This window comes from Rhizorhapis suberifaciens, from assembly GCF_014200045.1.
In the GTDB taxonomy this organism is placed as follows: domain Bacteria; phylum Pseudomonadota; class Alphaproteobacteria; order Sphingomonadales; family Sphingomonadaceae; genus Rhizorhapis; species Rhizorhapis suberifaciens.
This window is the reverse complement of sequence record NZ_JACHOV010000003.1, coordinates 319,877-333,068: the sequence shown is the minus strand read 5'-3', so window position 1 is coordinate 333,068 and position 13,192 is coordinate 319,877. Positions and strand designations below refer to the sequence as shown.

Annotated in this window: 11 protein-coding genes; 3 read left to right on the top strand and 8 right to left on the bottom strand. The window is 59.8% G+C overall.

The annotated features are described in order from the left end of the window. The first annotated feature begins 25 nt into the window (after positions 1-25). Positions 26-499 (top strand): hypothetical protein, encoded by a 474-nt coding sequence (locus HNQ99_RS05780; protein ID WP_184474674.1) that lies wholly within the window; start codon positions 26-28, stop codon positions 497-499. Between the two features lie 78 nt (positions 500-577). Here the strand turns inward: HNQ99_RS05780 and HNQ99_RS05775 are convergent, their stop codons facing one another. Continuing rightward, a complete protein-coding gene (locus HNQ99_RS05775; protein ID WP_246414560.1) occupies positions 578-1,768 on the bottom strand; it encodes an acyltransferase family protein in 1,191 nt (396 codons plus the stop codon). A gap of 270 nt (positions 1,769-2,038) precedes the next feature. Here HNQ99_RS05775 and HNQ99_RS05770 point away from each other — a divergent pair, with 270 nt between their 5' ends. Then, positions 2,039-3,520 (top strand): phytoene desaturase, encoded by a 1,482-nt coding sequence (locus tag HNQ99_RS05770; RefSeq protein ID WP_184474673.1) that lies wholly within the window; start codon positions 2,039-2,041, stop codon positions 3,518-3,520. Positions 3,521-3,578: 58 nt separating this feature from the next. On the opposite strand, the gene HNQ99_RS05765 is transcribed toward HNQ99_RS05770, so the two are convergent. The 7 genes from HNQ99_RS05765 to HNQ99_RS05735 form a co-directional block, all read right to left on the bottom strand. Continuing rightward, complete coding sequence (locus HNQ99_RS05765; RefSeq protein WP_322790321.1) at positions 3,579-4,367, bottom strand: inositol monophosphatase family protein; 789 nt, start codon at positions 4,365-4,367, stop codon at positions 3,579-3,581. After that, positions 4,360-5,706 carry a TldD/PmbA family protein gene (locus tag HNQ99_RS05760; RefSeq protein WP_184474672.1) on the bottom strand — a complete coding sequence of 449 codons (1,347 nt, stop codon included), beginning with the start codon at positions 5,704-5,706 and terminating at the stop codon, positions 4,360-4,362. Before HNQ99_RS05760 ends, HNQ99_RS05765 begins: the two co-directional genes overlap by 8 nt. Positions 5,707-5,802: 96 nt before the next feature. Beyond that, on the bottom strand, positions 5,803-7,020 hold the full coding sequence (locus tag HNQ99_RS05755; RefSeq protein WP_184474671.1) for an argininosuccinate synthase: 1,218 nt from the start codon (positions 7,018-7,020) through the stop codon (positions 5,803-5,805). Positions 7,021-7,104: 84 nt separating this feature from the next. After that, positions 7,105-7,416 carry a type II toxin-antitoxin system RelE/ParE family toxin gene (locus tag HNQ99_RS05750; RefSeq protein WP_184474670.1) on the bottom strand — a complete coding sequence of 104 codons (312 nt, stop codon included), beginning with the start codon at positions 7,414-7,416 and terminating at the stop codon, positions 7,105-7,107. Further along, positions 7,413-7,673 (bottom strand): type II toxin-antitoxin system ParD family antitoxin, encoded by a 261-nt coding sequence (locus HNQ99_RS05745; RefSeq protein WP_184474669.1) that lies wholly within the window; start codon positions 7,671-7,673, stop codon positions 7,413-7,415. Before HNQ99_RS05745 ends, HNQ99_RS05750 begins: the two co-directional genes overlap by 4 nt. Before the next feature lie 368 nt (positions 7,674-8,041). After that, positions 8,042-10,714, bottom strand: coding sequence for an aconitate hydratase AcnA (acnA, locus tag HNQ99_RS05740; protein WP_184474668.1), 2,673 nt, complete (start codon positions 10,712-10,714; stop codon positions 8,042-8,044). 197 nt (positions 10,715-10,911) lie between these two features. Continuing rightward, the gene (locus HNQ99_RS05735) at positions 10,912-12,198 is read right to left on the bottom strand and encodes a DUF418 domain-containing protein (RefSeq protein ID WP_184474667.1); all 1,287 of its coding nucleotides are present in this window, start codon (positions 12,196-12,198) and stop codon (positions 10,912-10,914) included. A 240-nt stretch (positions 12,199-12,438) separates the two neighbouring features. Between HNQ99_RS05735 and HNQ99_RS05730 the strand changes: the two genes are divergently transcribed. Beyond that, a complete protein-coding gene (locus HNQ99_RS05730) occupies positions 12,439-12,807 on the top strand; it encodes a glycine zipper 2TM domain-containing protein (RefSeq protein ID WP_184474666.1) in 369 nt (122 codons plus the stop codon). The last annotated feature ends 385 nt before the right edge of the window (positions 12,808-13,192 follow it).

The following is a 13,192-nucleotide window of genomic DNA, read 5'->3' as shown; positions in this document are numbered from 1 at the left end:
AATCAGAGACATAAGGAGAAGCAGGATGCAGGACTTTATCGCCACTTACGGCCTTTGGATCTTGGTCGTTCTCGCGCTGATCGCGATTATTGCTTTCCTGTTCAGGGGCAAGGGAGCGGACAAGACCATTGTCGCACCGCCTCCGCAGGCAACGTCTGAAAAGCCAGGCTTTGCGCGCGCCCCACCCACTCCCGTGGAACCAGCCCCTCAGCCGAAAGCGGCCGAACCTGTTGCTCCCGCAAAACCTCGTTCCAGTGGGGAACCCGACAATCTGCTGAAGATCAAGGGCATTGGACCCAAGGTTAACGGCATCCTCATTGGGCTTGGGGTCACCCGCTATGAGCAGATAGCGTCCTGGACGGCCACCGATCTGGCGGAAATCGACCGGCATCTGGGCAATTTCGCGGGACGACCGAGCCGGGATCAATGGATGGACCAAGCGAGCTATCTCGCGCGGGGCGATGTTGCCGGATTCGAAGCCAAATACGGCAAGCTCTAGAGTGATTTCGAGCCAGATGGAATCATCTGGCGACTCGGAAATCGCGGTAAACAAAGAATTTCTAGAGGCCAGAACCCGTTAACGCCGGGCCCGCTGATAGGAGCGCCACCAGGGTGCGCCTGCCTTGAAGCGGGGGACAGATGGCGTTGCCTCATTCTGCCTCACCTTCAGCCGGCCTCCGCTCATCAGCTCGGCCGCGCGTGGAGCCACGACCATCAACCCTCGCCCTATAAGGATTCCCGCCGCTGCCGCCAGCACTGGCTGGAGCAGCAGATAGGCAGGATAGGCCGGCGACCCGAGCGGTCCCGTGAGCAGGCCGATCCCCGGCCCTGCAAGCCAAATCAGGATAAGGTGCGAACAAAATATCAGAAACGCATAAGGCTCGATCCGCAGCAATATTGCGCCCTTGCTCGTTCCGGCCAGATGCCATGCGAGCCGCCAGAAGAACAGCGCCGCCGAAAAACGCAGTAACAGGTCAAACGCCGCCATCATGTGGGGATGCGCGTCCCCCAAGGGCGTAGCAAGGGCCGACAGCCAAATCTTTACCAGCGCGCAAATTCCGAAGATAAGAGCCGGCCAAGCCACAGGTATCGCCGCGACGCGCGCTTCGAACCGGCTCCGGCGCACCATGATTCCCGCAATGAAGAAAATGAGGATCGACGGCCGCAGCAGCAACGGAAACATCCAGCCGGAAACCGACCAGAGCGCCGTAGCACCCGCAATGCTCCACAACCAAGGGCTACGCATCCGCACCAGCAATGGAGCAAAAGCCATGCACACGAACAAATCTCGCAGGAACGCCATTTGCACATTGGTCTCATTGGGCGACAGGAACGCAAACAGCTGATCCACGGCGATCCAAGCAGACCCGGGAAGGGGGGCCGCCAAAAGGCCCAGCGCCGCTCCCCCAGTGATAATCAGCATTGCCAGCGCATTCCAAATCAGCATCGGCAGCAGGATTGTCCGCGCTTTTCCACGCATGAAGCTGCCATAGGATCTGGACCAGGCCGACCCCGCCACCAACCATCCTGAAATCATGCCGAGCAGAGGCACCGCGCTGCGCCCCAGAAGTTCCATTAATACCCAGCGCATCACGCCTTGCGCCGAACCGTTGGCTTGAACCAACTGGCCGCCATCAAGTCCTGTCCAGGCATGGACGTAGACCACACCCAAAATGCACAGTACGCGCGAAATGCCGATACTTCCCGACAGACGGGCGGGCGAAAAGCTATCCGGAAACGGAGCGCGGCTGTCCGGTAACTTCAGCAAAAGGGGGCGACCTGATTTTCTTGCATGCCGCCGTTAGTCCCGATTCCCCCGCGCGATGCCAGAGCAAAGGCGGCGGATGCAGCTTCTAACGGGATGGATGGTGATGAAATCAGCCTGCTCCTGCCATATTGGGAGTGGGGCCGTGCGGGCCTTCCCAACGACTCGCATTGTTCTAAGTTTATTCACCCGCCCCCTTCCCCGGCCTTGCCCCCGCCGTTAAGTCTTTGCGCCAATGATCGGAATCTTTGCAGTGCTTGGAGATAAGGCAGCGTGAAAAAAGCCGCGATCATCGGAGCTGGCATTGGCGGCCTTGCGTTGGCGATCCGGCTGCAATCGGCTGGTATTGCCACCATGATCGTCGAAGCGCGCGATCGGCCTGGCGGCCAGGCCTATGTCTGGGAAAAGGAGGGCTTCACTTTCGATGCCGGACCAACCGTCATCACCGACCCCGCCTGCCTGACTGAGCTATGGCGCCTGACCGGGCATGACATGGCGGAAGATGTGGCGCTGCATCCAGTCAGTCCGTTTTATCGCCTCAACTGGCCTGACGGAACGCAGTTCGACTATAGCAATGACGATCTTGCGCTCCGTCACGAAATCGCCAAGCTCAGCCCAGAGGACATTGCCGGCTATCAGCGGCTTCTGGAATATTCTGCAGGCGTCTTTGAAGACGATTATGTGAAGTTGGGGACAACGCCCTTTCTCGACTTCGCCTCAATGGTCCGCGCCGCACCTCAGTTGGCAAAGCACCAGGCCTGGCGGTCGGTTTATTCGATGGTTTCAAGCTTTGTGAAGCATGAGAAGCTGCGCGAGGCGCTGAGTTTCCATAGCCTTCTTGTCGGCGGCAATCCAATGACCGCCAGCGCGATTTACGCCCTGACCCACAAGCTTCAGCGCGATGGGGGGATATGGTTCGCCCATGGCGGCACCAATCGCCTTATCGCCGGAATGGTGGCGCAGTTTGAACGGATCGGCGGCACATTGCGCCTTGGCGATCCAGTTGAAGAGATCGAGACGCTGGGCGACCGCGTCACCGGTGTCCGCACCCGTTCTGGCTGGCACGACAAGTTCGACGCCGTGGCCAGCAATGCCGACATCATGCACAGCTATCGCGACCTGCTCGGCAATACGGTCCGCGGACGCCGCCAGACGCAGGCGCTTGAGCGCAAGCGCTGGTCGCCCAGCCTTTTCCTCGTACATTTCGGCATCAAGGGCACTTGGCCTGGCATCCCGCACCACATGGTCCTCTTCGGGCCGCGCTTTAAGGGGCTGTTGAAGGACATTTACGATCACGGCGTGCTGGCGCGGGATTTCTCGCTCTATCTTCATCATCCCACCGTTACCGATCCCAGCTTGGCGCCCGAGGGCCACTCAACCTTTTACGCGCTCGCCCCCGTACCGCATCTTGGCAAGCTGCCGATTGACTGGTCCCAGATCGGACCGATCTACAAGGAACGGATATTGGATGAGATCGAGCGCCGCCTGATCCCCGACATTCGCTCCCGCATCGTCACCAGCTTCCACTATGCGCCTCCCGACTTCGCACAGGATCTCAATGCCCATCTCGGCAGCGCCTTCTCGCTTGAACCGGTGCTCAGTCAGAGTGCATGGTTCCGCACCCACAATAGAGACGACATGATACACAATCTCTATTTCGTGGGCGCAGGCACCCATCCAGGCGCCGGCATCCCTGCGGTCGTCGCGGGCGCGAAGGCAACAGCAGGGCTGATGATCGAGGATTTGCGACTGTGAGGACTATGCACTGGTCGAAGGCCCGATGGCTAAGACACCAACCGAAATGGAAGCGGAATTAACCGCCCAGGACCTCGTGCGCCCGTCCGGCAAGCCGCTGCACCGCCGAGGCATGAATAGCAGGCGCACAGCATAAAATTCCCAGGGCCGTTGGTTTTTCTCTGTTGAACCGCAAGTCATGGCCCAAGGCATCTGTCACGGCCGCCCCGGCCTCCTGCGCGATCAGCATGGCGGCGGCAATATCCCACTCATTGCCCCAACGTACCGTCGCCACCAGGTCGGCCTCATCCGCCGCTACCATCGCCATGCGCAACGCGATGCTGTTAGGCTTACATACCGTGGTCAAATCACCGTCGACCTTTGCCAGATGATCGGCCGGCACTCGCGCGCCCGCAAAGCTTGCGCGTGTACTTGCCGCAAGCGGAGTTCCGTTCCGCCAGGCTCCGGCCCCTTTCCGCGCCGTCCACAGCTCTTTACGGGCGGGGGCGGCGAGCAAGCCGAGTACAGGCTCTCCATGCTCCACCAATGCCACAGACACTGCCCAGCCCGGTCGGCCGCGCAGAAAGTCCCGCGTCCCATCAATAGGGTCGACCAGCCAGATGCGTTCATGATTGAGCCGCACCAGATCGTCTGCCGTTTCTTCTGAAAGCCAGGCCGCGCCAGGATCGATGGCGCTCAGCCGTTCACGCAACAGCCGGTCCGCCGCCAGGTCGACCTCGCACACCAGTTGCCCAGGCGATTTTTCCCAATTTTTGACGCGTGACTCGCCGGGCGACCATAATGCCATCGCCATATCCGCCACTTCATTGACGGCCTCAGCGGTCTGGTCGAGCAACGGATCAGCCACCCGCGACCATCATTCCGTCGATGCGCAAGGTGGGAACATTGACGCCGTACCGGAACTCAAGATCGTTAGCCGCCGTCAGTTCAGCAAATATGTCCAGCAGATTGCCCGCAATGGTGATTTCCGCAACCGCCGGCCCCGTCGCTCCATTTTCGATCAGGAAACCCGAAGCGCCCCGGCTATAGTCCCCCGTCACCATATTCACGCCCATGCCGATCAGCTCAGTCACATAGATACCGCGCTTGACGTCCGCCATCAGTTCGCCAGGCGTCATGCTGCCGGGGTCCATATGTACGTTGGTCGCGCTGGCGCCCGGTGCGCCCCCTATGCCTCGGGAGGCGTGGCCGGTGGGCTGCAGTCCCAATTGCCGGGCCGAAGCGCTATCCAGCAGCCATCCGGTAAGCACCCCGTTTTCGATCAGGTTGGTTTGCCTGGTTGGCAGTCCCTCTCCATCGAACGGTCGGGACCGCAAGCCGCGCGGGCGCAACGGCTCGTCGACGATGTTGATGGTCTCACGAAAAATGCGCTTTTCCAGGCATTCGAGCAGAAAGCTCGCCTTGCGTGCGATTGCGGATCCTACGATGCCCCCGATCAAATGCCCCAGCAGGCTGGAACCGACGCGTGGATCGAAAATGACCGGCATCTGGCCGCTATCGATCTTGATGGGATTGAGTCGCGCTACCGCCCGTTGCCCGGCCCGGTGCCCGATGCTGTCCGGTTGTTCCAGGTCAACGAGATGCCGGACGCTGTGGCTGGCATAGTCCCGTTGCATGGCCGAACCCTCGCCGGCAAGCACACTGGCATAGCAGCTATGGGACGTTCCGGCGTAGCTGCCCGAAAAACCGTGGCTGGTGGCCAAGGCGATATGGCTTCGCCCCGCACCTGCACCCGCGCCTTCGCTGTTGGTGACGCCCATGACGCTGCGGGCAGCGTCCTCCGCCACCAGCGCGCGTTCCTTCAGCGCCTCGGGCTGCGGGTCCTGCGCGTCCGCCAGATCCAGGCCACTGACTTTTCGGCGGAGCAGCAGTTCCTCTGGCGCAAGTCCCGCATATTGGTCGTCGGGGGCCTCCCTGGCCATGGCGAGCGCCCGCTCCGCCAGCTGTGAAAGCGCCTCCGTCGACATGTCGGACGATGACACCGTCGCGGACCGCAGGCCGGAAAAGACGCGCAGGCCGATTTCCTCGCCCTCGGACCTTTCCACATCCTCCAGCGCGCCAAGGCGCATCTGCACCTGGGTCGACGCATCGCATACGTAAATCGCGTCGGCGGCGTCCGCACCGATGGCGCGCGCCATTTCAACGAGCTGTTCGGCGCGCTTCTGGGCTTCTTCTAGGTTGAGCATCTTCGTGCCCTATCCCTGAATTCGGCGGAGGTCAAAGCCTGTCTTAGAAAGGCAATTGCCACCGCCCTGCCCCGGCCAAGGGCGGGCAAGGCCAAATCAGCGATCCCGCCGTCCTAGCAAACGCAGCCGCAGCGCGTTCAGTTTAATGAATCCTGCCGCGTCCCGCTGGTCATAAGCGCCCGCATCATCCTCGAAGGTCACAACCTTTTCGCTGTAAAGCGAATGGGGCGACTTGCGGCCGACCACATAGACTCCGCCCTTATACAGCTTCAGGCGCACTGTGCCGGTCACCTTTTCCTGGCTGTAGTCTATGGCCGCCTGCAGCATCTCCCGCTCGGGCGAGAACCAGAAGCCATTGTAGATAAGTTCGGCATAGCGCGGCGCAAGCTCATCCTTCAGATGCGCTGCCCCCCGGTCGAGCGTCAACTGCTCGATACCGCGATGCGCGAGATGATAGATGGTGCCGCCCGGCGTCTCATACATGCCGCGTGATTTCATCCCCACGAAGCGGTTCTCGACAAGGTCAAGCCGTCCGATGCCATGCTTCCTGCCATAAATGTTGAGCGTTTCCAGCAGTGTAGCAGGGCTCATCCCTTCGCCGTTAATGGCAACGCCATCGCCGCGCTCGAAGTCGATGGTGATGAATTCGGGCGTGTCGGGCGCGTCCTCCGGATTGACGGTGCGCGAATAGACATAGTCCGGCACCTCCTCCCAGGGATCTTCCAGCACCTTCCCTTCGGATGAGGTGTGAAGCATGTTGGCGTCGGTGGAAAACGGACTCTCGCCGCGCTTGTCCTTCGGCACCGGGATCTGGTGCTGTTCAGCAAAGGCGATGAGCGCGGTGCGGCTGGTCAGGTCCCATTCGCGCCAGGGAGCGATCACCTTGATATCCGGCTGCAAGGCATAATAGCCAAGTTCAAAGCGGACCTGGTCATTGCCTTTGCCGGTGGCGCCATGGCTCACCGCATCTGCGCCGACCATCTTTGCAATTTCGATCTGCCGCTTGGCGATCAACGGCCGTGCGATCGATGTGCCGAGCAGATACAGTCCCTCATAAAGCGCATTGGAGCGCATCATCGGGAACACATAGTCCCGGACAAACTCTTCGCGCAGGTCGTCGATGAAGATATGCTCTTCCTTGATGCCCATAAGACGCGCCTTGGCCCGTGCCGGCTCCAGTTCCTCGCCCTGGCCGAGGTCAGCAGTGAAGGTCACAACCTCACACTGATATTCCTGCTGCAGCCATTTCAGGATGACGCTGGTATCAAGGCCGCCCGAATAGGCCAGCACAACCCGATTGATCTTCTCGCTCATCTCTATTCTTCCCAGGCTTTGGAGCGCCGCGCGGGCGAAACAGCGCGCGCCTAACAGGGGCGGGGGATTCGTGCAACTATGGCGTCAGCTGTCGTCAAACAGACGCGCGACATCCCTTGCCCCTGATACAGCGCGAAGGATTGAAACAGTGCGTCCGTCAATCCTGTAGGCAACGACCACACGCCGTTCGAAAGATACCGTGCGAACACCAACCATCAGATCGTCGCGCAGCGCACCACGCCGAGGAAAATCGCAAAGCTTCAAGCAGAACGCCTCAATCCGGCTGACATAGGCGATTGCCGTCTCCAGATCAGCTTCGTCGGTAATCCAACGTCCAATGGAGGTGATGTCTTCGATAGCCTGTTCGGAAAGGACGACCTGGTAGCGGGCCGTCAAATCTTCCGGTCCAGACCGGCCCGAATGCGCGCAAAGGCTTCATCCATCGGCACCGGCGGCCTCGGATCAGCCAACGCCTCTTCCAACTTTGCCTTAAGCAGCGCATCAAGTGTCGCTTCTTCCCTGTCAAGCGCACGCAGTCCTGCACGCACCACCTCACTGATCGAGGCATAGCGCCCCGAATCCACCAGCTTCTGCGCTCGCTCGGCCATGCCGCCCAGCGTAACGGTGACGGGTTTTGAGGATCGTTCGGTCATGACGGACCTCCATATATGACAATGTCATATTAATATCGGACGCGCCCCACCACAACGCCAAATAAAAAGGTTATCCCTGCCGATTACGCGGATTCCCAGACCCACGCTCTGAACGGAGAAGATGGAGAGTTCATTTGATCGGCTTTGTGGTGTCGAGAAACTTTCTTAATGCTCGTTCAGTCTCTCGATCCTTATGCCTCGCAATTAGACGTTCCACAATTTGCTTCGATGCACCCTCGGTTATAGCCCGCCGGAGGGAGAAAGGTTTGCTTCCCTTCCATCTTACAAAATACGCCGTTCGGCACCTGGTTAGCTCCGGCTCCCCAAAGAGGGGAGCCGAAGATATGAGTCTCGTCCCACGCGGGTAGTTAAGCCGCCAATTTCCGCAGCACGTAGGGCAAAATCCCGCCGTTCAGGAAGTATTCCAGCTCGTTCGCCGTGTCGATGCGGCAGAGCGCCTGGAAGGTTTCGGTCTTGCCGTCCGCCCGAGCAACGATCACATCGACCATCTGCCGTGGCTTCAGGCCCGCAACATGCTGGATCGTGAAGGTTTCGTCGCCGGTGAGGCCCAGCGTCTTGCGGCTGGCGCCTTCGGGGAATTGCAGCGGGAGGACGCCCATGCCGACCAGGTTCGACCTGTGGATACGCTCGAAGCTTTCTGCGATGACCGCACGGACGCCCAAAAGGTTGGTGCCCTTTGCCGCCCAGTCGCGGCTGGAGCCGGTGCCATATTCCTTGCCGGCGATGACCACGAGAGCCGTACCGTCGGCCTTGTGCCGCATGGCCGCGTCATAGATCGGCAGCGTTTCGCCCTCATATTTGGTCACGCCGCCTTCGACGCCCTCCAGCATCTCATTCTTGATGCGGATATTGGCGAAGGTGCCGCGCATCATGACTTCATGATTGCCACGCCGCGCGCCATAGCTGTTGAAGTCGGCCTGGCTGACCTGATGCTCCTGCAGGTAGATACCCGCGGGCGACGCCGCCTTGATCGAACCAGCAGGGCTGATGTGGTCGGTGGTGATGGAATCACCAAAAATCGCCAGTGGCTTCGCCTCGATGATGTCGCTGACCGGCGCCGGCGTCATGCTCATGCCCTCGAAATAGGGCGGGTTGGCGACATAGGTCGAGCCGGCGCGCCACTGATAGGTGTCGGAACCGGTGACGTCGATCGCCTTCCATTTGTCATCGCCATCGAACACATTGGCGTAGCGTGCGCTGAACATATCCCGGTCGATGCAGCCGTCCATGACCGAGCGGACTTCTTCGTTGGAAGGCCAGATATCCTTGAGATACACGTCCTGCCCATCCGAACCCTGGCCGATCGGTGTTTCGACGAAATCGGTCGTGACGGTGCCCTTCAGCGCATAGGCGACCACCAGCGGCGGCGATGCAAGGAAGTTGGCGCGCACGTCGGGGCTGACGCGGCCTTCGAAGTTGCGGTTACCCGACAGCACGGAGGCAGCGACGATATTGTTGCCGTTGATCGCCTTGCTGATCGGCTCCGCGAGTGGCCCCGAGTTGCCGATGCAGGTGGTGCAGCCATAGCCCACGAGATTGAAGCCGATGGCGTCCAGATGCTCAGTGAGGCCCGCCTTCGCGAGATAATCGGTCACTACCTGCGATCCCGGCGCCAGCGAGGTTTTCACCCAGGGCTTGCGGGTCAGGCCCTTTTCGTTCGCCTTCTTGGCGACGAGACCGGCGGCCACCAGAACCGAGGGGTTGGACGTATTGGTGCAGCTCGTGATCGCCGCGATCACCACGTCGCCATCGCCAATATCATGGCTTTCGCCTTCCACCGGAACGCGCTCGGGCAGGGCCTTCTTGTAGACATTGGTGAGGTCGGCGTTGAACACATCGTCGACCTGGTTGAGGATCACCTTGTCCTGCGGGCGCTTTGGCCCCGCAAGGCTGGGCTGCACGGTGCCCATGTCGAGCTCAAGCGTGTCGGTGAAGACCGGATCGGCCGCTTCAGCGTTCAGCCAGAAACCCTGCTCCTTGGCATAGGCTTCGGTCAGCGCCACTTGTTCCTCGGTACGGCCGGTGAGGCGCATATAATCAAGCGTCTTGCCGTCGATCGGGAAGAAGCCGCAGGTCGCGCCATATTCCGGGGCCATGTTCGCGATGGTTGCGCGGTCAGCCAGCGACAGCGCGCCCACGCCGGGGCCGTAAAATTCTACGAAGCGGCCTACTACGCCCTTGGCGCGCAGCATTTGCGTGACGGTCAGAACAAGGTCAGTCGCCGTAATGCCCTCATGCAGCGCGCCCGTCAGCTTGAACCCGACCACTTCCGGAATGAGCATGGAGACAGGCTGGCCCAACATCGCAGCTTCCGCCTCGATGCCACCTACGCCCCAGCCCAGCACGCCCAGGCCGTTGATCATCGTCGTGTGGCTGTCCGTGCCGACGCAGGTGTCGGGATAGGCAATGGTCGCGCCCGAAGCGTCAGTGGAGGTCCACACCGCCTGCGCGATATTTTCCAGGTTCACCTGATGGCAGATGCCGGTGCCGGGGGGCACAACCTTGAAATTGTCGAGCGCCTTCGAACCCCATTTCAGGAATTCATAACGCTCGCTATTGCGCTGATATTCCAGCTCCACATTGTCCGCGAATGCCTTGGGCGAGCCGAACTCGTCCACCATCACGGAGTGGTCGATCACCAGATGCACGGGAACCAGCGGATTGATCTTCTTCGCGTCCGCACCCAGGGCGTTCATGGCGTCGCGCATGGCCGCCAGATCAACGACGCAAGGAACGCCCGTAAAATCCTGCATCAAGACGCGCGCGGGGCGATATTGGATCTCACGTTCGAAGCGGCGATCCTTCTGCCAGTCGACGATCGCCTGAAGATCCTCGACCGTGACGGTATTGCCATCTTCAAAACGCAGCAGATTTTCCAGAAGCACCTTCATGGAAAAAGGAAGGCGGGAAACATCGCCAAGCTTTGCAGCGGCCTTTTTAAGCGAGTAATAAGCAATGGCCTTGCCGCCGACATTCATGGTTTCCCGCGCGCCGAGCGTATCCTGTCCGATAGCAGTCATGATGCGAACCTTTCAAAACATCAGGACGAATATGATCGCCCGTTTTGGGTGTGACGATGCCGTGGGAACTTCGGATCAGTGATATGGAAAGAGGCGTCGTTGCATTTCCACCCCCAGCCGCTGGCATCGGCTCGAATGAGTCCCGCGCGCCTTAGCAAGGGTTTTGCAGCTTGGGAAGCGGTGAAAAGAGGACAAGCCTATACGGCGCTTGCGCGACGCCTTGAGGACAGCTGACGGCGAAGAGGAACGTCAAAGCTCCGATAAGTTCCGCATCGCCAGAGCCACTCCAGGGGACCATAGCGATAATGCCGCATCCACAGGTGCGCGAACAGCATCATTGCGGCAAAGGCGCCAAGCCCAAAAAACAACGCTCGCCCTTGGCCCATGTCCTGATACCAGCCCAGGCCAAATCCATAGAATACAGTCACGCCCAGCAGGCCTTGCCCGACATAGATGGTGAGACTCATTTGTCCGCAGGGTGCGAACAACGCCAGAAAGCGGCGGCAAAGGCTCAGGCTGAAGGCCTCCACAAACAACAGCACCCCTGCCGTCGCCATGGCTAGCGCAGCCCAACTCTCCAACATATTGGCAAGGCTTAGTTTGGCTGCAGCGTGCGATTGCATCGGGGACGCTGCGTTATAGAAATCTAGAAGAGCATGAAGCAGAAGGCTTGCCATCACGGACAGCAAAATGCCCCAACGCCTTTGCTTCAGAAAGCGGTCTGGCTCGGTGAAGAACCCGATGCGTCCCAGCAGCAATCCCCATATAAAAAGCGCAGCCAGCGAGGAAATCCGGGCCGTTTCAAAAATATATGCCCATTTGAACAATTGCCCCTGCCATAGGTTCAGTCGAACCACGTCCAAGAAGCCGCCATGCGCGAATACCTCCGCGGTCTTGGCATACAGCATCCAATAGAGTTGGGATTTATTGCCTTCTTCCGATGATATGAGGGCGCTGAACGTGTGGATCAGCAAGTGCGGATGCGCCAGGAACATGACCGACAGGATCAGCAATGTACGGTTGCCAAGCCGGTTAAACAGCAGCAGGCTTAAACCCAGCAGGCCAAGCACCTGCAATATGTCGCTCACATAAATCAGGCTGTTGAAATAACCCATCGCCACCAACAACAGCAGCCTCCAGGCGAATCGCCCGGATACATCGGCCTGTCGCCTGCCCCGCCCATTTATAAAAAGGAAAAAGCTGTAACCGAAAAGCAAGGCGAAAACGGCATAGGCTTTGTCCGCGAACAGAAAGTCTACGGCATTGTGAATGTGGCTGGGTTCCGGGTGTCTCCAATAAAGCTCGAAATATTCCACGCAATGAACGAGGAATAATCCAAGCAGCGCAAAACCGCGCAGAGCATCAACCAGGACGATCCGCCCGGTGGGCCGCGCGCCATGGAATGTGGCCCGTGCCGACGTCAGCAGTTTGGGGAACGCTTCTGAGCGCAATAGAGCCAGTTCCGGCACCCGTTCAGAAGCCATTATCTTTAGTCCCCCCGCCGCGCCTGCGTCCTTGGACCGAGCCAACCGAAACAATGATACAATGTGGGGGAGCAGCTTTTCATTGGCGAAATCTCCTACACGGTTTCGCAAACCGAAAGGGCCGCGCCGCAAAGCTTAACCGTGGCTGACAGCCACGTTCAGCCTTTCGCCAGCAGCGCTGTGGAAATCAGGCCTCCGAACAAGGGAAGACAACTCGACCCTAATGGGAGGAATGGTAACATGATGATCCGCAAAATGATTTTGACCGCAACGCTCCTGGCAAGCGCATCTGTTGCGTTGCCATCCACGGCTTTCGCCGGGGGTGGTCATGGTTGGCATCGCCACCATGATCACGGCCATGGCCGCTGGCATCGCGACAGACGTCATTATGACGACGGCTATTATGCCGCGCCGAGGCGTTACTATAGCGGCGACCGGCCGCGTCGCTGCCGGAGCGGCAGTGGAACTACCGGACTCATCCTGGGTGGTGCGGCGGGCGCGCTGCTGGGCCGCGAAGTCGATCGCTATGGTGACCGCACGCCTGGCACGATCGTTGGCGCCGGTGCCGGTGCCCTGATCGGACGAGAAATCGACCGCAACCGCTGCTGACAGAAAATAAATTTAGCGAAGCGGGGGGCGCTCCATCGGGCTCCTTTTCGACAAGCCAGGAACCCCCGGAGCGTCCCATGGTGGGAAATCGCCGGGCCTATCCAAAATTGCCGTACCCGGCCTTCCCGCTCTGGGGTACACTGATGGCCATTTCGCGGGGAAAAGAGTGAAATTTCATTGGGTCGCACCGCAATGATTCGGCGTCCTCAGGCTATTCGCGGGCGCTTTTCATCGCGGGAGGAACTCCGTTTGCCGCGCGTCGTTATCTGGTGAAGTGACGAAAGGGAGGACCACTAGATGCATCCCGATCTTGCCTCGACTACTCCGCTCAGGGCCAGTGGGGACCCATTTTTGAGGGGCTACCACATAATGTACCGCCTTAACG